Source organism: Aquabacter cavernae, from assembly GCF_003993795.1.
In the GTDB taxonomy this organism is placed as follows: domain Bacteria; phylum Pseudomonadota; class Alphaproteobacteria; order Rhizobiales; family Xanthobacteraceae; genus Aquabacter; species Aquabacter cavernae.
Map to the genome: position 1 here is coordinate 163204 of NZ_RWKV01000017.1, position 22709 is coordinate 185912.

17 protein-coding genes are annotated in these 22709 nt (G+C 68.4%); 5 read left to right on the forward strand and 12 right to left on the reverse strand.

Annotated elements, in window-relative coordinates:
- The first annotated feature begins 11 nt into the window (after positions 1 to 11).
- The gene (locus EJJ38_RS18775; RefSeq protein ID WP_127091968.1) at positions 12 to 5936 is read left to right on the forward strand and encodes a cadherin-like domain-containing protein; all 5925 of its coding nucleotides are present in this window, start codon (positions 12 to 14) and stop codon (positions 5934 to 5936) included.
- A 133-nt stretch (positions 5937 to 6069) separates the two neighbouring features.
- On the opposite strand, the gene hmuQ is transcribed toward EJJ38_RS18775, so the two are convergent.
- A complete protein-coding gene (hmuQ, locus tag EJJ38_RS18780; RefSeq protein ID WP_127092223.1) occupies positions 6070 to 6387 on the reverse strand; it encodes a heme-degrading protein HmuQ in 318 nt (105 codons plus the stop codon).
- A gap of 31 nt (positions 6388 to 6418) precedes the next feature.
- Complete coding sequence (locus EJJ38_RS18785) at positions 6419 to 8611, reverse strand: TonB-dependent hemoglobin/transferrin/lactoferrin family receptor (protein WP_127091969.1); 2193 nt, start codon at positions 8609 to 8611, stop codon at positions 6419 to 6421.
- 476 nt (positions 8612 to 9087) lie between these two features.
- Here EJJ38_RS18785 and EJJ38_RS18790 point away from each other — a divergent pair, with 476 nt between their 5' ends.
- From EJJ38_RS18790 to EJJ38_RS18800, 3 genes are read left to right on the forward strand one after another with little or no spacing between them, the layout of a single operon-like run.
- Positions 9088 to 9924, forward strand: a complete 837-nt coding sequence (locus tag EJJ38_RS18790; RefSeq protein WP_164738579.1) for a heme/hemin ABC transporter substrate-binding protein — start codon at positions 9088 to 9090, stop codon at positions 9922 to 9924.
- A gap of 32 nt (positions 9925 to 9956) precedes the next feature.
- On the forward strand, positions 9957 to 11012 hold the full coding sequence (locus EJJ38_RS18795) for a FecCD family ABC transporter permease (RefSeq protein ID WP_127092224.1): 1056 nt from the start codon (positions 9957 to 9959) through the stop codon (positions 11010 to 11012).
- 3 nt (positions 11013 to 11015) lie between these two features.
- Complete coding sequence (locus tag EJJ38_RS18800; RefSeq protein ID WP_127091971.1) at positions 11016 to 11804, forward strand: heme ABC transporter ATP-binding protein; 789 nt, start codon at positions 11016 to 11018, stop codon at positions 11802 to 11804.
- A gap of 54 nt (positions 11805 to 11858) precedes the next feature.
- Here the strand turns inward: EJJ38_RS18800 and EJJ38_RS18805 are convergent, their stop codons facing one another.
- From EJJ38_RS18805 to EJJ38_RS18835, 7 genes are all read right to left on the reverse strand, one after another.
- Complete coding sequence (locus EJJ38_RS18805) at positions 11859 to 13097, reverse strand: ArsB/NhaD family transporter (RefSeq protein ID WP_127091972.1); 1239 nt, start codon at positions 13095 to 13097, stop codon at positions 11859 to 11861.
- 190 nt (positions 13098 to 13287) lie between these two features.
- The gene (locus EJJ38_RS18810; RefSeq protein WP_127091973.1) at positions 13288 to 13833 is read right to left on the reverse strand and encodes a hypothetical protein; all 546 of its coding nucleotides are present in this window, start codon (positions 13831 to 13833) and stop codon (positions 13288 to 13290) included.
- A 237-nt stretch (positions 13834 to 14070) separates the two neighbouring features.
- Positions 14071 to 15036 carry a Bug family tripartite tricarboxylate transporter substrate binding protein gene (locus EJJ38_RS18815; protein ID WP_127091974.1) on the reverse strand — a complete coding sequence of 322 codons (966 nt, stop codon included), beginning with the start codon at positions 15034 to 15036 and terminating at the stop codon, positions 14071 to 14073.
- A 110-nt stretch (positions 15037 to 15146) separates the two neighbouring features.
- On the reverse strand, positions 15147 to 16007 hold the full coding sequence (locus EJJ38_RS18820) for a fumarylacetoacetate hydrolase family protein (protein ID WP_127091975.1): 861 nt from the start codon (positions 16005 to 16007) through the stop codon (positions 15147 to 15149).
- A 115-nt stretch (positions 16008 to 16122) separates the two neighbouring features.
- Complete coding sequence (locus EJJ38_RS18825; protein ID WP_127091976.1) at positions 16123 to 17166, reverse strand: Ldh family oxidoreductase; 1044 nt, start codon at positions 17164 to 17166, stop codon at positions 16123 to 16125.
- Positions 17167 to 17169: 3 nt separating this feature from the next.
- Positions 17170 to 18051 carry an alpha/beta hydrolase gene (locus tag EJJ38_RS18830; RefSeq protein WP_127091977.1) on the reverse strand — a complete coding sequence of 294 codons (882 nt, stop codon included), beginning with the start codon at positions 18049 to 18051 and terminating at the stop codon, positions 17170 to 17172.
- Between the two features lie 21 nt (positions 18052 to 18072).
- A complete protein-coding gene (locus tag EJJ38_RS18835) occupies positions 18073 to 18975 on the reverse strand; it encodes a VOC family protein (protein WP_127091978.1) in 903 nt (300 codons plus the stop codon).
- A gap of 270 nt (positions 18976 to 19245) precedes the next feature.
- Between EJJ38_RS18835 and EJJ38_RS18840 the strand changes: the two genes are divergently transcribed.
- A complete protein-coding gene (locus EJJ38_RS18840) occupies positions 19246 to 19974 on the forward strand; it encodes an FCD domain-containing protein (RefSeq protein WP_127091979.1) in 729 nt (242 codons plus the stop codon).
- A 54-nt stretch (positions 19975 to 20028) separates the two neighbouring features.
- Here the strand turns inward: EJJ38_RS18840 and EJJ38_RS18845 are convergent, their stop codons facing one another.
- From EJJ38_RS18845 to EJJ38_RS18855, 3 genes are all read right to left on the reverse strand, one after another.
- Positions 20029 to 20463, reverse strand: coding sequence for a RidA family protein (locus EJJ38_RS18845; protein WP_127091980.1), 435 nt, complete (start codon positions 20461 to 20463; stop codon positions 20029 to 20031).
- 59 nt (positions 20464 to 20522) lie between these two features.
- Complete coding sequence (locus EJJ38_RS18850; protein ID WP_127091981.1) at positions 20523 to 21302, reverse strand: LamB/YcsF family protein; 780 nt, start codon at positions 21300 to 21302, stop codon at positions 20523 to 20525.
- A 78-nt stretch (positions 21303 to 21380) separates the two neighbouring features.
- Positions 21381 to 22709, reverse strand: a complete 1329-nt coding sequence (locus EJJ38_RS18855) for an FAD binding domain-containing protein (protein WP_164738580.1) — start codon at positions 22707 to 22709, stop codon at positions 21381 to 21383.

A 22709-nucleotide genomic window follows, 5' to 3' on the forward strand; every position in this document is an offset into this window, starting at 1 on the left:
ACATTCAGGGCGTGCTTGTTCGCACGACCTCCGTCGCGCCGGCCGTGAGCTTCACGGAGAATGCGGGCGCCGTGTTCATCGCCCCCATCGCGACGCTCACGGACGACAGCGGGACGCTCGCCTCGCTCACCGTCACCATCGCGAGCGCTCCCAACGGCGCCGCCGAGACGCTGTCCATCGCCGGAACCCTGCCGGCGGGCATCACCGCCAGCTATAATCCCACGACCCATACCCTGACCCTGTCGGGCGACGCGAGCGCCGCCGACTATCAGGCGGCGCTGCGCCTCGTGGCCTATGCCAACAGCTCCGACAGCCCCAACACCGATCCGCGCACCATCTCCGTGGTGGTGACCGACGCCGACGGCGCCGCGAGCACCCCCGTCTCCCTCACGGTGAGCGTTGCCAATGTGAATGACGCGCCCACCGGCGCGGTGAGCCTGACCGGCACGCTGCGGGAGAATTTTGTCCTCACCGCCGGCCACACGGTGACTGACGCGGACGGCATGCCGTCATCCCCCACCTATCAGTGGCAGCGGCTCGACGGCAGCACCTGGACGGACATCAGCGGCGCCACCGCCGCCACCTACACCCTCACCGACGACGATGTGGGCCATCGGGTGCGGGCCGTGCTGCGCTACACGGACGGCCAGGGTACGGCCGAGACGATCATCAGCGCCTCCACCAGCGCCGTCGCCGCCGCCAATTCCACGCCCGCCGGCACGGTGAGCATCACCGGCACGGCAGAGGAAGACAGCGTCCTCACCGCCGCCAGCACGGTGGCGGATGCGGACGGCATGCCCACGGCCGCGACCTATCAATGGCAGCGGCTGGACGGCAGCACCTGGGTGAACATCTCCGGCGCCACCGCCGCCACCTACACGCTCTCCCAGACCGATGTGGGCCATCAGGTGCGGGCCGTGCTCAGCTTCACGGACGGCCAGGGCACGGCCGAGACGGTCACCAGTGCCGCCACGACTGCCATCGCGAACGTGAACGACGCGCCCACGGGTACGGTGACCGTCAGCGGCACGACGACCCAGGGCGCGGTCCTCGCCGCCACCAACACGGTGGCGGACGCGGACGGCATGCCCACGGCCACCGCCTATCAGTGGCAGCGGCTGGACGGCAGCACCTGGGTGGACATTTCCGGCGCCACCGGCGCCACTTACAGCCTCACCCAGGCGGATGTGGGTCATCTGGTCCGCGCCCAATTGCGCTACACCGACAGCCAGAGCACGGCCGAGGCGGTCACCAGCGCGGCCACCAGCGCCATCGCGAACGTCAATGACGTGCCCACCGGCACGCCCGTGGCGACGCCGCTCGCGGGCATGGAGGACACGGCCCTCACCCTCACGGCCGCCGACCTGCTCACGGGCTTCAGCGACGCGGACGGCGACACCCTCTCCATCACGGGCCTCACCACCAGCGCGGGCACGCTGACGGACAATGGCAACGGCACCTGGACGCTGACGCCGGCCGCCAATTTCTCCGGCACCGTCACGCTCACCTACAGTGTCGCGGACGGACAGGGCGGCACCCTTGCCGGGCAGACCCGCGCGGTGGCCTTCGCCGCCGTCAACGACGCGCCCACCGGCACGCCCGTCGCCGCGCCGCTCTCGGGCACGGAGGACACGGCCCTCACCCTCACGGCCGCCGACCTGCTCACGGGCTTCAGCGACGCGGACGGCGACACGCTTTCCGTGACCGGCCTCACCGCCTCCGGCGGGACGCTCGTCGCCAATTCGGGCGGCACCTGGACCCTCACCCCCGCCGCCAATTTCTTCGGGACGGTCACGCTCACCTACACCGTCTCGGACGGACAGGGCGGCACCCTCGCCGGGCAGACCCGCACGGTCACCTTCGCGCCCGTCAACGACGCCCCCACCGGCCTTCTCACGGTGACGGGCACGACGGCGCAAGGCGCGGTTCTCACGGTCAGCGACCTGGTGGATGATACGGACGGGCGCTCCGCCGCCAGCACCTATCAATGGCAGCGGCTCGATGGCGCCACATGGGTGGATATCGGCGACGCCACCGGCACCACCTACACCCTCACCCAGGCCGATGTGGGCCATCAGGTCCGCGTGCACCTGCGCTACACGGACGCTCAAGGTGCGGCCGAGACCGTCGCCGGCACGGCGACTTCAGCCATCGCGAACGTGAATGATGGGCCCATCGGCACGCCCGTGGCGGCGCCGCTCTCCGGCACGGAGGACACGGCCTTCACCCTCACGGCCGCCGACCTGCTCACGGGCTTCAGCGACGCGGACGGCGACACGCTTTCCGTGACCGGCCTCACCGCCTCCGGCGGAACGCTTGTCGCCAATTCGAACGGCACCTGGACCTTAACTCCCACCCCCAATTTCTTCGGGACGGTCACGCTCACCTATAGCGTCGCGGACGGACAGGGCGGCACCCTCGCCGGGCAGACCCGCACGGTCACCTTCGCGCCCGTCAACGATGCCCCCACCGGCACGGTCACGGTGGGCGGGACGGCGGAGCAGGGAGCGGTGCTCACCGCCGCGAACACGGTGGCTGACGCGGATGGTCTGCCGGCCTCGCCCGCCTATCAGTGGCAGCGCTTCGACGGGACCAGTTGGGTGGATATCGGCGGTGCCACAGGCACCACCTACGCCCTCACCCAGGCCGATGTCGGCCATGAGGTCCGCGTCCAACTGCGCTACACCGACGCCCAGGGTGCGGCCGAGGTGGTGACCAGCACAGGCACCGCTCCGATCGCCAACGTGAATGACGCGCCCACCGGAACACTGAGCGTGACCGGCACGGCGCGCGAAGGGGCGATGCTGACCGCCGCCAGCACGGTGGCGGATGCGGATGGTCTTCCGGCCTCGCTCACCTATCAATGGCAGCGCTTCGACGGGACTGCGTGGGTGGATATCGGCGGCGCCACAGGCACCACCTACACCCTCGTCCAGGCCGATGTGGGCCACGAGGTCCGTGCGCAGCTCAGCTATATGGACAACCAGGGCACCGCCGAGGTGGTGACCGGCACCTCCAGCGCCGTGGTCGCCCCCCTGAACACCGCACCCACCGGCACGGTCAGCGTGGCCGGGACGGCGGAGCAGGGCGCGGTGCTCACCGCCAGCGACACGGTGGCGGATGCGGACGGCCTTCCGGCGTCCCTCACCTATCAGTGGCAGCGGCTCGACGGGGCCACATGGGTGGATATTGGCGGCGCCACCGGCACCACCTACACCCTCACCCAGGACGATGTGGGCCATGAGGTCCGCGCGCAACTGCGCTACACCGACAACCTGGGCGCGGCCGAGGTAGTGACCAGCGCCGCCACGAGCGCCATCGCCAATGTGAATGATGCGCCCACCGGCGCCGTGACCGTGACGGGTACGGCGGAGGAAGGCGCTGTGCTGACCGCCGCAAGCACGGTGGCGGACGCGGACGGCCTCTCGGCCGCGCCCACCTATCAGTGGCAGCGGCTGGACGGCGGGGCCTGGGTGGACATTTCCGGCGCCACGGGCGCGACCTACGCCCTCACCCAAAGCGACGTGGGCCACGAGGTCCGCGCCCAGCTGCGCTATACGGACGATTTGGGGAGCGTGGAGAGCGTCTCCAGCGCGACCACGGGCGCCATCGCGAACGTCAATGATCTTCCCACCGGCACGGTCAGCGTAGCCGGCGTGGCGGAACAGGGCGCGGTGCTGACCGCCACCAGCACGGTTGCGGACGCGGACGGGCTTCCCGCTTCGCCCGCCTATCAGTGGCAGCGGCTGGACGGTGGGACCTGGGTGGACATTACCGGTGCCACCGGCACGACCTACACGCTCACCCAGGCGGAGGTCGGCCATCAGGTCCGCGCGGAGCTGCGCTACACCGATGGCCAGGGCACCGCCGAGACGGTCACCAGTTCCGCCATCAGCCCCGTGTCGAACGTCAATGACGCGCCCACCGGCGGTGTAGCCGTGACCGGAACCGCCGTTCGAGACGGGGTGCTGACCCTCGCCAACACCATCACGGACGCGGACGGCCTGACCGGTTCGTTCGCCTATCAGTGGCAGCGCTTCGACGGCGTCGCCTGGGTGGATATCGGCGGCGCCACGGGCGCGACCTACGCCCTCACCCAGGCCGATGTGGGCCACCAAGTGCGGGCGCAGATCAGCTACACCGATGGCCTCGGCACGGCGGAGACGGTGACCAGCGCCGCCACCGCGTCCGTTGCCCACCTGAACACCGCGCCCACCGGCACGGTGAGCGTGACCGGCGCCGCCACGGCCGGCGCGCTCCTGACCGCCACGAATACGGTGGCGGATGAAGACGGCCTGCCCTCTTCGCCCGTCTATCAATGGCAGCGACAGGTCGGCGGCACCTGGGTGGATATCGCCGGGGCCATCGGGGCCACCTACAGCCTCACCCAGGCGGATATCGGCCATCAGGTCCGCGCCGCCCTGCGCTACACCGACGCCATGGGGGCGGCCGAGGCCGTCGCCAGCGCGCCGACCGGCGCGGTGGCCCCGCTACCGGGCCCCAATGGGATGCCCGCGGCACAGAGCGACAGCTTCGCGTTCGCGGCCGGAGAGGCCGTCACCATCGACGTCCTCGCCAATGACAGCGACCCGGAGGGCGACACCCTGCGGATCACCGCCATTGACGGCCATGCCATCACCGCAGGCAGCGCCGTGGCGGTCGATGGCGGCGCGGTGGCGCTCGCGACAGACGGCACGCTGCGCTTCACCCCCGGCGCGGGGACGACCGGCTCCGTCACTTTCAGCTACACGGTGGCCGACCCGGCGGGCGGAACCGCCACCGCCATGGTCACCAGTTCCGCCGTCCTCGCCGACCTGCTTCCCCGGTTCGAGGAAGCGCTGGGAAATATCGGCCTCACGGTGAGTGAACCGGGCGTGCTGCTGCCCGTCCTCTCGGTGATCTTCCCCGGGGTCCTGGGGGGCGCCGGTGGCGCGTCAGGACCCGGCGGCTATGTCCTCCCGGCCGGTTTCGACTTCGACCCGGACAGCCTCTCCGGCGATACGGGCGGCCTGCTGAACGCCATGCTCATGATCGCCCAGGGGCTGAATGCGGATGCCCCCGCCTTCATGACCGCGGACGGGTCCGGCGGCTGGACCAGCGCGACGCTCCAGAGCCTCGCCATCCAGTCCCTCTCCGGGGCGGATCCCGACATCACGGTGGGGACGGGAGACGAGGCAACCGGCTTCTCCGGCGGCATGACGCAGGATCTCGCCTGGACGCGGGCCTTCGCGCAGATGGTGCTGCGGCCGGACTTCGATCCCGCCAGCGTCATCGCCTATGACCGCAACGCACAGGCTGCGGCGCACCAGAGCGATGTGGGCGCGGGCGCCCGGCTGGACGTGAAGATCGACGGCACGCAGGCCCTCTCGCCCCATGCCGATCTCTCCAGCCCGTTCGGCCTCGCGGACTTCCTCACCGAGGACGGCGGCAGCGCCGTGGGCGTCGCGCGGCTCGTCACCACCGCCCACACGCTGGGCGGGGCCGATGACCAGCAGGCCATCATCCGCATGCGCCAGAACGGCATGCAGGACGTGGAGGTGATGTTCTACGCGGTGGACGACTATACCGGCATGGTGGACGGGCTGCGGCCGGGAGATGCGGGCTATGATGCGGCCAGCCGCTCCCATGCCTACCAGACCGATAGCGGGGCCGTCTGGATCGCCGGGGCGGGCTACGGCCAGTATGGCGAGGCGCGCCTCTCCGGTGTGGATGACGGCGACCTGATCGCCATGCGCCTCAGCGCGGGCGGGCATGATTTCTACATGTTTGCCACTGCCAACGAGACGGTGAACGGCGAGAGCGTCAACCATGTGTGGAATTACGGCCTGAACACCTGGGGCTGGGAAGACCTCCATGGCGGCGGCGACCGCGACTTCAACGACCTCGTGGTGCAGATGGACTTCGTCTCAGCCGCACTCGCCGACCAGGTGCTGTGAGGCCGTTCGGCGCGGACGGCTCGGCCCTGTCGGCGGGATGACTTCGGATGGAGCGAACCTCGCGCTCCATCCCATCCTTAAGACCCCGAGGGGCCGGTGCCGGGGCGGCGGATGACGACGCCCCGGCAGGTGCTCACGCGGGTTCCAGCGCGAGGACCGACTCGAAGCCCTCGAATTCCGGCGGGCCGATATAGTTCACTTTGTTGTTGCTGGCGTCGCGGTGCGCGGCGCGGAACGCTTCGGACTTGGTCCAGGCCTCGAAATCGGACTTGGTCCGCCAATGCGTATGGGAGACGTAGAGGACATATTCGTCCCGCGACGGGCCCTTCATGAGGTTGAAGGTCACGAAGCCGGGAACCGCAGCGATATAGCTGTCGCGCTCGCGCCAGACGCGCTCGAACTCGGCTTCCGATCCGTGCTTCACCTTGAAGCGGTTCATTGCGATGAACATGAGATATTTCACCTTACGCATGGAGTGGGCTTCACCGGGTGAAGCCGCTGGGGGACAGGGAGGCGAGATAGCCGTCGCCGAACTTGATGGTGAGCGAGCCCTTGAACGTGATGCCGGCGCTGGGCAGGAACTGCTGATACTGCGTGTATTGCTCGTTCAGCACGTTCTCCACCGAGGCCGCGGCCAGGACGTTCTCGCTGGGGCGGTAGCCCACATAGAAGTTCACGAGATTGAAGGACGAGGTCGGATCATAGACCGAGCCGACCGGAAGGTCCGCCGCCGTCACGGCCGCCACCGCCACCCAGCGGGCGGACATGGTGAGCTTTCCGTCCATCATGCGCACGCCGATGGTGGTGGCGATGTTGTCCGGCATGATGGTGGAGAGCGGCTGCCCGTCCTCGGTATTCTCGCCGCGCGTGATGGTGCCGTTCACGCCCAGGAACCAGATCCCGGTGTCGTACATGCTCTCCAGCTCGTAGCCGGTGATCTTGGCGGACGCGATGTTCTGATACTGGGCATAGGCCGTGGTGCCGTACCGCGACCGGCCATACTGGACCAGCTCGATATAGTCGGAGACATCGTTCTGATAGGCGTTGGCCTTGAGGCGGATCTTGTCGCCCTTCACGAACAGGTCGTCATACTTGATGTTGACGCCGATTTCCTTGTTCTTGCCCACCTCGGCCTGAAGGTTCGGGTTCGGCATGAAGCAGAAGGTGCCGTAGCTGCCATCCGGGCAGGTCACGATGGGGATGGCCGGGGGATGTGCGCCCGACACCAGCGTCTCCGTGACGGTGGGCGCGCGGAAGGCTTCCGCATAGGTGCCGTAGACCGTGAACCACGGGAGCGGCGTGACGCCGAGGGTGAACTTCGGCGAGAAGCGGCTGTCGCTGTTTGACGTATTGCCGCCGTTCAGGGAGTAGCTGTCGTAGCGCACGGCGGCGATGGCTTCGAGCCAGCTCGAATAATTCCCCTGCCACTGCACGAACGCGCCGCCCACATCACGCTCGCCGCTCGGATTGTAGCCGTCGCCGAAGCCGTAATTGTCGATGTTGGACACGTTGTCGTTGAAATACTCGCCGCCGATGGTGACGGCGTTGCGCACGCTATAGAAATCGAAGCGGGACGTGTTGTTCGCATCGAAGCCCGTGGTGTCGATGGTGAAGGAGCGGGGGTTTCCGATGGCGCCGGTGATGGCGCTCGGGGTGCCCGCCACCTTCACCTGGTTCTGCTCGACCCGGTTCCAGTAAACCGTGCTGTTCCAGTCGAACAGATTGTCGTCCGGATTGGCGTAATTGTAGCTGGCGGTCAGGGTCTGGTTGATGACCTGCGTGCCATACTGGCTGAGGCCTGGGGTGGGAACGTCGTTGCTGGTCGTATAGGTCGAGTTGTAATTGAGCGCGCTCACCTTCACTTCATGGAAGTCCGCCGGGCGGAAGGTGGCCTTGGCGATGCCCGTCCAGGTGTCGAAGGCGGTGCCGGGAACGTCGTCACCATTGCCGTCCTGATAGTCGGTCGCCTTGCGGTAGGTGCCGCCGACGAACAGGTCCACATTCTGGCCGACGCGCGCCGCGCCGAACATGGAGCCGAAGCCCATGGGCCCGTTGCTGCCGAACTCGCCGGTGCTCTCCACGCCCCAGGTCTGGCCAGGCTTCAGGATGTCGTCCGCGTCCTTGGTGCGGAAGGTGACGACGCCGCCGATGGCGCCCGAGCCATAGATGTTGGACGCCGGTCCCCGGAACACGTCCACGCTCGACAGAAGCGCCGGCTCCAGGAAGAAGCTGCCCGCCGCGTTGGCATGGCCGAGCTGGGTGAAGTTCTGGCGGGCGCCATCGACGAACACGGCGACGCGGCCGAAATCCTGCATGCCGCGAATATTGATGGAGGTCTGCTGGCTGTTGCCGTTCTGGATGGCGGTGACGCCGGGCATGCCGAGGAACAGATCGGAGGTCTGGTTCGCCATCAGCTGTTCGAACTGATCCGCGCGCAGCACGCTCACGGGGCCGAGCGCATCCACCGTCTGGATGCCCGTGAGGGTGGAGACCACCGTGATGGAATCGAGGGCGATCGAGTCATTGGCCGCGACCGGCTGACCGGGGGCGGTGGGCGCGGTCTGCGCATATGCCGATGTCGCGAGACCCGTGAGGAGCGCCGCACCTGCGGCACTGGAGAGCCAGAAGCAACGGAAGCTCGGGCAAACGCCGCCCTTCGCCAAGACGCGAATCATAGAAGTCTCCAGATGTCGTGTCAGCTGGCTACCGCCTCCAGGGAGGCTTGGCGGGCTGGAATGCCTGTGAACCCATGCGGTCGGACCGAACGGGACGACTGAAATACGTCGCGTGATGACGCCGACGAGGCTGACCATCATCTCGAGCGTTGCGTTACCGCCTATGGGTCACGCCGCGATGAGTCAAGTTGATTCGCGAGAATGTTTCAATATTACCCTGGTGATGCACTTATATTTCAACTATTATAGGAATCAACGCACAAGATTTAGAATATAAAAATTCTAAAGAGACATTTTATAGATACAAGATACGGATATAAGTGAGAGATCGCCGGATAATGTCGGACATGAAGCCGCGAGATACGCGAAATTGGAGCTGTCTGGCCGCCATCTTTCTGGCGGTCATTTGCCTCGCCTCGCACCCCGGGGGTGCGGCAGAAACGGCGCGTGTCATCCGGGACGCCGCCGGTCGAACCGTGAGCGTGGCGGATACCAGCCGTATCGTCTCCATCGGCAGTTCGGTGACGGAGATACTGTTTGCTCTCGGCCTTGGCGACCGCGTCATCGCGGTGGACCAGACCAGCGTCTACCCCGCCGCCGCGCGGGCGCTGCCCAATGTGAGCTATTCCCGCACGCTGGCGCCCGAAGGCGTGCTGTCCGTGGCGCCGAGCCTCATCCTGGCCATCGAGGGGGCCGGCCCGCGGTCCACGCTCGACGTGCTGGAGCGGGCGTCCGTGCCGGTGGTCATCATTCCCGATGCGCAATCGCCCGAGGCCGTGGTGCGCAAGATCGAGGCTGTGGCCGCCGCCGTGGGCGAGGAAGCGAAAGGGCGCGCGCTGGCCGAAGCGGTGCGGGCCGACTTCGCCGCCATCGAAGCGAGCGTGTCCGGCCTGAAGCCGGCGCCGCGCGCCGTCTTCGTGCTCTCCGCCGCCAACGGCACAGCGGTGGTCGGCGGCAATGAGACATCCGCCGACGCCATGCTGCGCCTTGCCGGGGCAACGAACACCATGAAGGGCCTGAAGGGCTACAAGCCCGCCGTGGATGAAGCCGCCTTCAGCGCCGATCCGGAGGTGGTGGTGGTCATGCAGGGCGGGGGGCAGGTGCTCACCGCCGACATGCTCTTCTCCCTCCCCGCCTTCAAGGGCACCACCGCCGCGCAGAACCAGCGCCTGCTGGCTCTGCCCGGCTCCTATCTCCTGGGGTTCGGCCCGCGCACGCCGCAAGCCGTGCGGGATCTGGCCGTCGCGCTCCATCCCGGCATCACCCTGCCGGCCCTGCCGTCGCGCTCCTGGAGCGCGGAGCCCAACCCGTGAGCCTCGCCACCTCTCACGCGGCGCCCGGACGCATGGGATGGGTGCGCTCGCGGGCCGTGGTCGGGCTCGGCACGCTCGCGCTGCTTGTGGTCCTGGCCTTCTTCGCCGCCCTCTGCCTGGGGCCAGTCAGCATTCCCCCCGCCCGCGTGTGGCAGGTCCTCGTCGAGGCTCTCACCGGCCCGGTTTCCGGGGCCGGAGCGGGACTGCGCGAACGTGTCATCGTGCTGGATGTGCGCCTGCCCCGCGCCGTGCTGGGCGCCCTGGTGGGCGCGGGCACGGCCCTTGCGGGGGCCATCATGCAGGGCGTGTTCCGCAATCCGCTCGCGGATCCCGGCCTCGTAGGCGTCTCACCGGGCGCGGCGCTGGCGGCGGTGGCCTTCATCGTGCTCGGCGGCAGCCTCCACTGGGCCCTGCCGCCGGTGCTCGCGGCGGTGGGCCTGTCCCTGGCCGCGTTCGTGGGCGGCCTCCTCACCACCCTGCTCATCGCGCGCCTCGCCATGCGGGACGGCTACACCTCCATGGCCACCTTGCTGTTCGCCGGGCTCGCGCTCGGCGCCATGGCCAGCGCGGGAACGGGCGTCCTCGTCTTCATGGCCAGCGAGCAGCAGTCGCGGGAATTCCTGTTCTGGACGCTGGGAAGCCTCGGCGGGGCCACCTGGCTGAAGACCGCCCTTGCCGCGCCCTTCGTGTTCGCTTTGCTGGTGGCATCGCCCTTCCTGGCGCGCGGGCTCGATGCGCTGGCCCTCGGGGAGGCGCAGGCCTTCCACATGGGGATCGCCGTGGAGCGGCTGAAGCGGATCGCCATCATCGTGGTGGCCTGCGGCGTGGGTGCGGCCGTCGCCGCCTGCGGCGTCATCGGCTTTTTGGGGCTGGTGGTGCCGCATCTGGTGCGGCTCACGCTCGGCGCGGGCCATCGCCTCCTGCTGCCGGGCTCGGCCTTGCTGGGGACGGCGGTGCTGCTTCTTGCAGATGTGGCCGCCCGCCTCGTGGCCGCCCCGGCGGAACTGCCGCTGGGCGTGGTGACGGCCCTGATCGGGGCTCCCTTCTTCCTGTGGCTGCTGGGCGGCCGTCGCGGCATTCTGGGCTGAACCATGTACGAAATGCGCAATGTCACGGTCGAGCGCAGCGGCCGGAAGCTCCTGTCGGACGTGGGGCTTGCCCTCCAGCCCGGCCGGGTGACCGTGGTGGTCGGGCCCAATGGGGCGGGCAAGTCCACTTTGCTCAAGGTACTCGCGGGAGAGATGCGCGCCGACGCGGGAGAGGTGATGCTGGATGGCCGCCCGCTCTCCGGCTTCTCGCCGCGCGCCCTCGCCCAGCGCCGCGCGGTGCTGGCCCAGCACACCGAAGTGGCCTTCGCCTTCAGCGTGGCCGAAGTGGTGAGCCTCGGCCTGTCCGGCGCCAGCGCAGCGCAGACGACCCGCAGGGTGGAGGAGCTTCTGACGGCGGTGGACCTGCCCGGCTTCGCGGCCCGGCGCTATGAATCCCTGTCGGGCGGCGAGCGCCAGCGTGTGCATCTGGCGCGGATCCTGGCCCAGTTGCGGACCGGCGGCAGCGAAGCGCCCGGCTTCATGCTGCTGGACGAGCCCACCGCCAGCCTCGACCTCGCCCACCAATTGCTGGTGCTCCAGGTGGCCCGCGCCCATGTGGCGACGGGCGGAGCGGTTCTCGCCGTGCTGCACGATCTCAATCTGGCGGCCATGTCCGCCGATCATCTGGTGATGATGAAGGAAGGGCGCGTGCTGGCATCGGGGCCGCCCGCCGAGGTCATGACATCGGCCCTGCTGCTGGACGCCTTCGGGGTGCCGGCGCGGGTGAATGCCGTCCCGGCCGGGCCGTTCGTCCTTCCCCAGAGCGTGGGGGATGGCGTTGCGGCAGGCTGAGGTTCGATGAAGCGCGGCGCGGCGCCGGCCATGCGCCGATAAAGCCTCCCCCGCTCACGCGCTCAGCAGCAGAATCCAACCCGCCGCCACCACCATGCAGGCGAGGGTGACGGGCACGCCCGCGCGGGCGAATTCGCCGAACGAGATCTTCACGCCCTTCGCCGCCGCCTGCTCCACCACGATGATGCCGGCAAGGCTGCCGAACACGATGAGGTTGCTGGAGAAGCCCGTCCCCAGCGCCAGCGCGGCGCCGAGCGCCTCCGCGTCCGCGCCGGGCTTCAGGAACGGCGTCAGCAGCATCACGGCGGGGTTGTTGCTCACCACGTCGCTGAGGATCGCCCCCACCCAGAACAGCGTGAAGGGGCTGTTCAGATCGAGGCCCAGGTCGCGCGCCTCCGCCAGCAGCATCTGCGGCAGGCCGGTGGCCGCCATGGCGGCATTCACCACGAACAGCCCCATGATGAGCAGCAGCAGATTGCCGTCCACGTCCTTGAGCAGATCATGGGACGAGACGCGGCGGCTCATGAGTAGCAGGCCGGCCGCCGCCAGCGCGATGAGCTCGCGCGGCCAATCGCTGAAGATGAACGCCAGGACCACCGCAATGGTCACCACGCCCGCCTTGAGGGTCTCCCCCACATCCAGCGGGACGGGCGCGGCAGCGGGCTGCGCGGCTCCGGCGGCGGGCGCCTGCAAGGTCCAGCGCCCGCGATACAGAAGCACCAGAATGCCCCACACGATGGGCAGGGACGCGAGCGCCGGCACGGCGGTGGCGCGCAGGAAGCCCATGAAGGACAGGTCCAGGCCCTGCGCGATGATCATGTTCTGCGGGCTGCCGATCAATGTTCCCGAAGAGACCGCATTGGCCGCGAAGCAGAAGCCCAGCAGGAACGGCACGGGGTTCAGCCCGCGCGTCAGCGTCACGGCGACCAGCAGCGGCGTCATGGCCACCACCACCACGTCATTGGTGAGCACGGCGGACAGCAGCCCGCCCGTCACCGTCAGCACGGCCAGCAGCACGGGCGGCGTCACGGGAAGCGACGCCATCTTGCGCGCCGCATAGGCATAAAAGCCGGACACCACCAGAGCGGACGACACCACCATGAGGCCGAACAGCATGCCCACGGCGCTGTAATCGATGGAGTCCCACGACGCCTTGGGGCTGATGCTGCCGACCACGATCATGGCCATCGCGCCGATGATCGCAGCCCCCGTCCGATCGACCTTGAGCCACGGTATCCGCCCGAAACCCATGGCCACATAGACGAGCAGGAAGATCAGAAGAGTGATGTCCATGACGCGCCCCGCCGGGCCTCCCAATTCAGCCCGACCGGCACCCCTGAAGCGACGCCCGACGCACGTGGAAGGACCTCCTTAGCGCGCCTGTGCCCCGCGCGCACGCCTTACGGACGGCGTTGCGCGAACAACGACCCGGCCGTCTCTCCCAGGCCCACGCCTGTGGAGGGCAGGCCGACGCTGCCGCACGTCAGGCGCGCTTGTGCAGCCAGACGGCGACGCCCAGCGCCCCGATCAGCAGCACGGCCACCATGCCCAGCGACACGATGAGGGCGGACTGGTCGAGCCACGCCACCACCGGCACGCACAGCGCCATCACCACGCCGTTCAGGCCGATGCGCCAGGACACCGTGTGGACGCCCGCCACGAAGGTGCCGAGCGCCAGCAGGAGCAGGATGACGAGGCTGGTGGAATCCGCATCCGCCACCGCCTGCACGCTTGGGAGGAAGGCGAGCGTCATGGTGGCGAGGAAGGCGCCCCAATGGAGCACCTGCGTCCAGATCAGCCGCCAGCGGCGGCCTTCATCCCGGCGCCAGCCCTCATAGATGCAGGCGGCGCAATTGAAGAGTGCCACCAGCTCCCAATAATGCTGGAGCGGGCTGCGCGTCATGGCGGAATAGGCCACGCCGCACAGCGTGAGCCCGAGCATCACGACATAGGGCAGCTCATGCAGCCATCCGCGCAATCCATGGGTGGATGCATGCGCGGCGGCCGGGGGCAGATTGGTATCCGACACGGCGTTTCCTTTCACGCTCAGCCGCAAGGCCAGAGCCTGATCCAATCAGGCTCTAAGCCATTGATGGAGAGTGCTTCACGGTGGGCGACCGCACTCTAAGCGCCCGCCAGGAAAACGCCTATCCCCCGCATGCAATTCAGCGCGCCTGCACCCAAGCCGTTCGCCGCAGGGGCGTCTGGATCACTGTGCGCCGCTGCGGACGCGGCGATGCCACCGCGTCCCATGAGGCGCACAGGATCACTGCTGCTCGATGCCGGCATCCTTGACCACCTTCACCCAGCGGTCCGCTTCCGTGGCGATGCGCTTGCGCATCTCCGCCGGCGTGCTGGTCTTCACCTCGCCGCCCACCGCCGCCTCGATCTTGGCCTTGGTCTCGGGGTTGGCGAGCGCCTTCACCACTTCGTCGTGCAGGCGCTTGACGATGGGCTCCGGCGTGCCCTTCGGCGCCACGAGGCCCGCCCAGGTCACCACCGAGAAGTCCTTGATACCGGCCTCACCCATGGTGGGAACGTCCGGGAAGGCGGCGAGACGCTTGTCGGAGAACACCGCCAAGGCGCGCATCTTGCCGCTGCGGATCTGGGATTCCAGCGTCACGGGGCTTGCGACGATCATGGGGATTTCGCCGCTGAGGATGCCCGTCACGGCGGCGGCCTCGCCCCGATAGGGAATGTGCGTGATGGTCACGCCCGCCGCGTTGGCGAGAAGAACGCCCGCCAGATGCTGCGTGGAGCCCACACCCGCCGATCCGAAATTGATGGCGGCCGGATCTTCCTTCGCCTTGGCGAGAAGCTCCGCGAGGGTCTTGTAGGGGCTGTTGGCGGGCACCGCGAGCACGAAGCTGTAGTCGACCACGTTGGAGATGGGCTCGAAGTCATCCACGGGATCGAACGGCAGGGTCTTATAGAGGCCCTTGGCCACGGCGTGACCGCCGGTGACGAGGCCGATCGTGTAGCCATCCGGCTTGGCCCGCGCCAGGGTATTGGCGGCCAGCGTGCCCCCGGCGCCGGGCTTCGGCTCCACCACCACGGGCACGCCCATGCTTTCATACATGGGCTGCGCGAGAAGCCGCGAGATGGTGTCGGCGCTGCCGCCGGGGGCATAGCCCTGGATCAGCATGATGGCGCGGCTTGGATAGTCGGCGGCCTGTGCCGCGCCGCCCATGGTGCAGAGCGCCGCAACGATGCCGATGATGGTGCGCCTCATGGTTCGTTCCTTCCCTTATGTTGTTTGCCGTGTTTGCTTTTTGGTTTTGATCTTGGTGTCGAAGACGGCTGGACTTGCCCGGTCCCGGGACGCCCCAGCCCGGGCGGACATCACTCGTCCACCACTGGATTTCGGAGCGTGCCGATGCGCTCGATTTCGACGCTCACCACGTCGCCCGCCTTCATGAAAACCGGCGGCTTGCGGGTGAAGCCCGCACCGGCGGGTGTCCCGGTGACGATCACGTCGCCCGGCACCAGATCGAAGATGGTGGAGGCGTAGCTGATGAGCTGCGGGATCTTGAAGATGAGATGGGATGTGTCGGAGGCCTGCACCTCTTCCCCGTTCAGTAGCGTGCGCAGCGTCAAAGCATTGGGGTCGGGGATGTCATCGGCCGTGACCAGCCAGGGCCCGAACGGGCCGGTGCCGACGAAATTCTTGCCCGAAGCCACCTGCTGGGCGTGCTTTTGCCAGTCGCGGACGCTGACATCGTTATAGATGGAATAGCCGGCCACATGGGCCATGGCGTCGGCCTCCGCGATATGGCGGCCGCCCGTGCCGATCACCACCGCAAGCTCGCCTTCCCAATCCAGCTGGGTGGACACTTTGGGCCGGATCACGGGCGCTTCATGCCCCACCTGCGAGCGCCAGACCCGCAGGAAAATGGGCGGGAAGGCCGGCCCCTCGCGCTTCGCGCCATCGGGCGCCGCATCCTGGCCGGGCTCAAAATAATTACGGAGCACGCAGACGATCTTTTCCGGCCGGGGGATGACCGGCAGGAAGGTGATGTCGGAGAGGGGAATCTCCGCCTGGGTGGCTGTGAGCAGGGCCTCGCGATCCGCGAAATCCGCGCTGCCGAGGAAGTCCGCCAGCGTCGCGTGTTCAGGCAGGGCCTTGCCGAGGTCGGCGACCCTGTCGCCCACCACAGCGCCCCAGGAGGCCACAGGCCCCACGGAAAAAGACAGGAGCTTCACGGTTTGCCGTCCAATGGTTGCGCCCGAGGCGGAATGATTTTCGAAATTTTTCGACCAATAGCGCGGTGATCTTCATGCAGTGTCCGCAGCGCCGGAGCGCTGCGGAAAATCCGGTTCAAACCGGCAGGGCCTCGACGCCGAGGCGCGCGGCGAGTTCGGCAAGCTTGGTGGCCGTGCCCTGCGCCAAGGGAATGCCCGACCGGCTGCGTTCCGCCGCCGTGCGCCGCCCCCGCTCGCCGGGCAGCAGCACCGCTTCCGTACCGGCCGCCGGTTCGAGACCGTGGATGGCCACTGCCAGGGCCTGCACATTGGCGAGGAAGCGCTCGCGGCCCATGAAGGCATCGGGATCGATGGCGATGGCAAGGCCGTTGAAGCCCACCGGATCGGCACCGCCCAGCGCCGGGGCGATGATGGGATTATCCGCCAGCAGGCTGCACAACACCTCGATCATCAGCGAGAGGCCCGCGCCCTTGGCCCCGGCCATGGGCAGGAGCGCCTTCACCTGCGCGGCGTCGGTGGTGGAGCGGCCTTCGCCGTCCATGCCCCACCCCTCAGGGATCGCGCGCCCGGCATCGCGGGCCGCCAGGATCTTGCCGAGCGCCACGGCGGCCGTGGACATGTCGAGCACGATAGGCGCGTCCGCGTCCGCCGAGGGGGCGGCGATGGCGAGCGGATTGGACGACACCGCCTCGCCGCGCGCGCCGGGATAGGCCATGAGCGGCTTGGAGGCCGTCATGATGATGCCCACCAGGCCCGCATCCGCGATCCTGTGCGCGAAATAGCCGATGGCGCCGGCATGGGTCACGTTCCGCCCCACGCAGAAACCGGCCCCGCTGCGGGCGGCGATCTCCACGGCCTTGAGCGTGACGCTCTCCATGCCCGTGGCGCCGGGCGCGAGGCCCGCATCGATGAGGGCCACCGCCCCGGATTCCCGGACGACTTTCGGGGTCGCCGCCGGGTTGATCAAGCCCTGCTGCACCATCTCCACATAGCGGGGAATGCGCAGGACGCCGTGGGAGTCCACGCCGCGCAGATTGGCCCAGACCAGCAGCTCCGCCGCCTTGGCCGCGTCCTCGGGCCGGAAGCCGCCTGCGGTGAGCAGGCGCTCGGCGAAGTCGCGCAGAGCCTGCGGCGACACCGTGCGTGTTGCGCTCGCCATAGCCTAGACCGCCAGCGGCGAGGGGAAGAACTTGTCGAGCCACCCCTTGATCATCGCCTTGGTGCGGGGCGCATCCTGCGCCGAAAGCGGGAAGTGGGAGGTGCCGGTGATGAGCATCAGCTCCGCCGGCTGTCCCGCCTTCTCGAACAGGCGAATGGACTGCTCGGTGGGCGTGATGCCGTCATCGGCGGTGTGGAAGAACAGAGCGGGACGGGGCGAGATGTTGCCCACCACGTCATCGGCCCGGAACTCATACATGCTGATGGCGGTCTCGACCGGGATCTCCATGATCGCCTTGGGTGAGAGGTTCTTGCGCAGCGGCTCGGGGATCGGCACCGCGTCGAAGCGGGAGATCCACATGCTCGTCCCGGTCTCGCGCTTGTGCTTGCGGCCCTGCTCCAGAAGGCCGGTGAAGCGCGCCCAGGCTTCCGGGGTGGGATGCTGGCCGCGGAACTTGCGCTCGCCATCGCCCCAGCCGCAGGAGGAGATGACGCAGGCGAAGCGGCTGTCCACGCCCGCCGAATAGACCGCCACGGCGGCGCCGAAACTATGCCCGACCACGCCGATGCGCGCCGGGTCCACCTCTTCGCGGCCGGCCAGGAAGGTGAGCGCGTTCTTGGCGTCGGCCACCTGGTCGAAGCAGCGCACCTGGGCGCGCTCGCCTTCGCTCTCCCCGCAGCTGCGGAAGTCGAAGCGCAGCGCCACGTAGCCGAAATCCTCCAGCATGCGCGCCTGGATCTCGGCGTGGGATTCGTCCTTGGACCCCACGAAGCCGTGCAGCACGATGAAAGCGGGCAGCCGCTCGCCGCTCTTGCGGCCTTCGGGAACATGCAGCACCGCGGACAGCTTCAGGCCGTCCGACATGAATGTCAGCTTTTCCTGCATCTCAGAACTCCCGGCTCGACATCAGCTGATGGCCGCAAAGGGGAAGTGGAAGGTGCGCCATTCCAGCGGTGCGGGCGTGCCCCACACATTCATCTGCCGGACATTGCCGGGCCGCTCCAGATTGGTGATGACGTTGGCCGTGAAGGTCTCGTCGTCGGAAATGAGCGCCATCTCGCCGGAACATTCCACCATCGCGCCCGATGCGTCGGTGTAATAGGCATAGGTATTGTCGCCGGGACGATGGCGGCCGGGACCCCACATCATCTGCTTTCCGAAGCGGTCGAGCGTATCGCCGAGGCGCAGATACTGGTTGAACTCGCGGAACTCGAAGGAATAGTGGTGCAGGCCCACCGCACCCTTCACCAGGCCGAGAATGTGGTGCTGGCGGTTGCCGCCATACATCCAGCTCAGGCTGTCATCCACCAGCCGCTCGGAGAGCCTCATGCCGCCGATGGCTTCCAGATGGCCGCGCGTGGCAGCGGGATCGGGGGTGATCAGATTGACGTGGTCCATCCGGTTGGGGCCGACGCCGTGGGTGGGATGGCGGCGGTCATAGAGGGTGTCCCGGATGGGCGTATGGATCTCGAAGCGCAGCCCCTCGGGCGTCGCGAAGGTGACGCCGGCCGCGATGCAATCCAGGCTCGGCGCGCTGGAGAGGATGCGGCAGCCGGCCGCCTCCACCCGCGCCTCGGCGGCGCGCACCGCGTCCACGGTCAGGGCTTCCAGGGCGATGGTGTGGGTGGCGTTCTCGTCCGAATGAAGCAGCACCAGCTCGGCGGCGCGCCCGTTGGAGCTGAGCCAGGTCTGGCCCTGTTCCTGATGGGTCACGCGCAGGCCCAGTATCTCGGTGGCATCGTGAATGACCGCCGCCGGGTCGCTCACATTGATCTTCATATGCCCCACGGCATGGACGATATGCGCCATCGTTTCCTCTCCCTTGGGCTCGGTTGTCGCCGGAGCCATTGCCGGCGGTGATACGGCAAACGGGAGGGGGATTCAATAATTTTCGAAAAAATCAGATTTATCGCAAAAACAGATCATGTCGGACATTTCGGACGGGTTCGTCCATTTCCTCGACTGGCGCGTGAACAGCGGAAAATATTGATTTTTTCGAAATTCCCAATAGGGTATCCAAACGCTCCCAGCCGATCGCGAGAGGACGAGCGAGGCGAGCCAGTGAGAGCGGGGCCCGGAATGGCAGACAAGCAGAAGCAGCCCGGCGAGACCCGCGCGGCCGACGTCCTTCACCGCATGCGGCTCGACATTATCAATTGCGAATTGCAGCCCGGCGAAAAGCTCCGGTTCGAGGCCCTGCGCGCCCGCTACACGGTCAGCTTCTCCACCCTGCGCGAGGCGCTGTCGCGGCTGGCGGCGGAAAGCCTCGTGGTGGCGGAAGGGCAGCGCGGCTTCATGGTGGCGCCGGTCTCCATCGAGGATCTGAACGACCTCACGGACACGCGCGTCCTCATCGAGAACGAGATGCTGCGGCGCTCCATGCGCTATGGCGACGATGACTGGGAAGCCAATATCCTCGCCAGCTTTCACCGCATGGACAAGATGCAGAAGCGGCTCGGCCGGGAATATTATCTCTCGGAAGAATGGGCGGCGGTGCACAGCGCCTTCCATGCGTCGCTGGTGTCCGAGTGCCGGTCGCCCACCCTCATCGAGTTGCGCGACAAGCTGTTCGAGCGCGCCCAGCGCTATCGGCGCATGTCCTCCCAGTTCCGCAAGAAGTGGCGCAAGAAGGATGTGGAGCACAAGATGATCGTCGATGCCGCCTTGGCGCGCGACGAGGATCTGGCGCTCCGCCTGATCGAGCGGCACATCCGCGAGACCAGCGAGAATGTCATCGCGCACGCGCAGCACCTGTTCCCGCAGGAAACGCCGCACGCTTTCTCCGCGAACCCGCAGGCGGCCGAATAGGCCCCGCCTTCATCGTGGGCCGGGGGACCGCTCAGCCGTCCCCCGTCCGCAGGATCACGCGCGCAGCGCCACGCTCAGTTCGATCTCCAGCATGCCACCGCTCGGCAGGCTCGCCACACCCACCGCCGCCCGTGCATGCTGCCCGCGCGTCTCGCCCAGGGCATCGATCAGAACGTCGGAGGCGGCGTCCATCACCTTGGGATGGTGGATGAAATCGGGCGCGGAGCGGATGAAGCCGCGCACCATCAGAACCTGTTCCACCGCATCCAGCCCGCCGATCGCGTCGGAAAGCACGCTCAGGCAGCGCAGCATGGACCTCCGGGCCGCTTCCTGGGCGGCGGGAATATCCGCCTCGCCCGCCGCGATGCCGGTCAAGGTCACCTCATTCTCGTCGCGCGAGACCTGGCCGCTCACATAGGCGACGCCCCGGTGGACGATGACCGGGCGATAGCGCCCTCTCGGCTTCGGGGGCGTGGGCAAATCCACCATGGTGTTCTCCTCATCTCCATTGAGTGTTGTCGCGCGACAGCGCGGCGTGCGACCCGTCTTCAGGACGTCGCGACGCCCGCAAGGAACGGCGCCAGGGTGATGCCCGCGCCCTCCAGCGTGGCGCGGATCTTCAGCGCCATCTTCTGCGCATCCGGCGTGTCGCCGTGGACGCAGACGGACTGCGCCGCGAGGGGGATGGACGGCCCGTCCACGGTCGGCATCAGCCCCGTGGAAACGAAGTCCACCAGACGGCGGGCGGCGGCCTCCGCATCATGGATCACCGCCCCTTCCCGGGAGCGCGGCACCAACTGGCCGTTCGCCAGATAGGCGCGATCCGCAAAGATCTCGCTGAATACCGCGAGCCCCGCATCCCGTCCCGCGCCCTCCAGCGCGGTGCCGGAAATGGCGAGGATCCCGAGATCGGCCGAGACGGCGCGGGTCGCGCGCGCCACGGCTGTGGCGGCGGCCGGATCGGCGGCCGCCCAGTTCCCCAGCGCACCATGGGGCTTCACGTAGCGCACCACGGCCCCGGCGAGGGCGGCGGCACCCATGAGGGCGCCGATCTGCGTCGCCACCAATTGCTCCACCTCCCGGCCCGACAGGGGGATGAGGCGGCGGCCGAAGCCCTCCCGATCGGCAAAGCCGGGATGGGCGCCGACGCTCACCCCGCGTGCACGGGCGAGTTCCAGCGTCTCCACCATGGTGGCCGGGTCGCCTGCATGTCCGCCGCAGGCGATGTTGGCACTGGTGACGATGTCGAGAAGCGCGGCATCATCCCCCATGCGCCACGGGCCGAACCCCTCGCCGAGGTCCGCATTGAGATCGATGGTCCGCGTCATGGGATGGTCCCGGATCAGGCCGCCGTCCGGCGGAAGGAGAAGACGATGCGCGCGGCGGGCGGCCCCAGGCCCCTCCCCTCACGCGCCATGGAACGGCAGGCGCTGGAGGAGTTGCCGCAGGATCGCCAGACGGTAGGCGCCGCTGGCCTCCCCGTCATCCAGGGGCAGCACATCCAACATGGCGGCAAGCTCCACGTCGGGGAGAGAGCCCCGCGCGGCGGCCAGGAGCGTGTCGGCGTCGCGCACCAGGAAGGGCCGCGCGCCATAGCCCGCCACGGCGATCCGAAGATCGCCCGCCACGTCCCGCGCGCCCGTGACGCTCACCAGCGCCGGGCGTGCCGGGCGCGGGCGGAAAGCCTGATGGGACACCTGCCAATGCGTCGGAATTTCCACGCCCAGGATCAACTCGGCAGGCGGCCGATCCCGGTTTTCCGCCCGCTCCGCGAACCAGTCGAGCGCAAACGTACGGCGCCCTGCGGCCAGCACATCTGCATCGGTCGCCATGAGGAAGGACGGATAGCTGCCGTTGCGCCACGCACTCACCATGGCGCCGCCCAGCGTTCCCCGGGCGCGCACATAGATGTCGCCCACCTTGCCCGCGAGCCCGGCCAGGTCCGGCAGGGCTGAGCGCACCGGCTCAGAGGCCGCGATCTGCCCATGGGTGCATCCCGCGCCCACGAACAGCCGGTCCCCCACCACTTCGATGCGGCCCAATTCCGCGATACCGGCGATCTCCAGCAAGGACGGCTCGGCCTGCGCGGAATGCTGCAGCAGGGGCACCAGATGTTGCCCACCCGCCAGCCAATAGGCACCCGGCCGCGCCTGCGCCGCCGCGCACGCCGCCGCCACGGTGCGGGGCGCGTGCGCCGAGACGCGCGGAACAGGCTTCGCGCCGTGCGGCGCGTGGGCCGCCTGCGCCATGGCCCGCGCCGCGCCTTCCACGGCGCTGACGATGGCCTGATAGCCCGTACAGCGGCACAGCAGGCCGGCGAAAGCCGCCTGGATGTCGTCCCGGCCGGGCTCCGGCGTCTCCTCCAGCAGCGCCTTGGCGGCGAAGAAGAAAGCGGACCGGCAATAGCCGCACTGGAACACGGAAGGGCCTGCCAGCGCCTCCATGAGCGGCGCCAGCGCGCCCGCCTCCTGCTGGTAGGCGTCCAGGGTCCGCATCTCCGCGCCATCCAGGGAGGCGACGGGCACGGTGCAGGATTTCACGGGCGTCCCGTCCAGCACCACGGCGCAGGAGCCGCAATGGGCGCCATCGCAGGCGGAGCGGGCAGAAACCGGCCCCACGGCCTCCGGAAGCCATTCCAGCAGCGTGCGGTCATCGTCCGGCAGCAGGGCGACATCCCGGCCGTTCACGCGGAGGGTGCCGCCCGCTCCCGCGGGGCTGGTCGCAGTTGCCTGCAT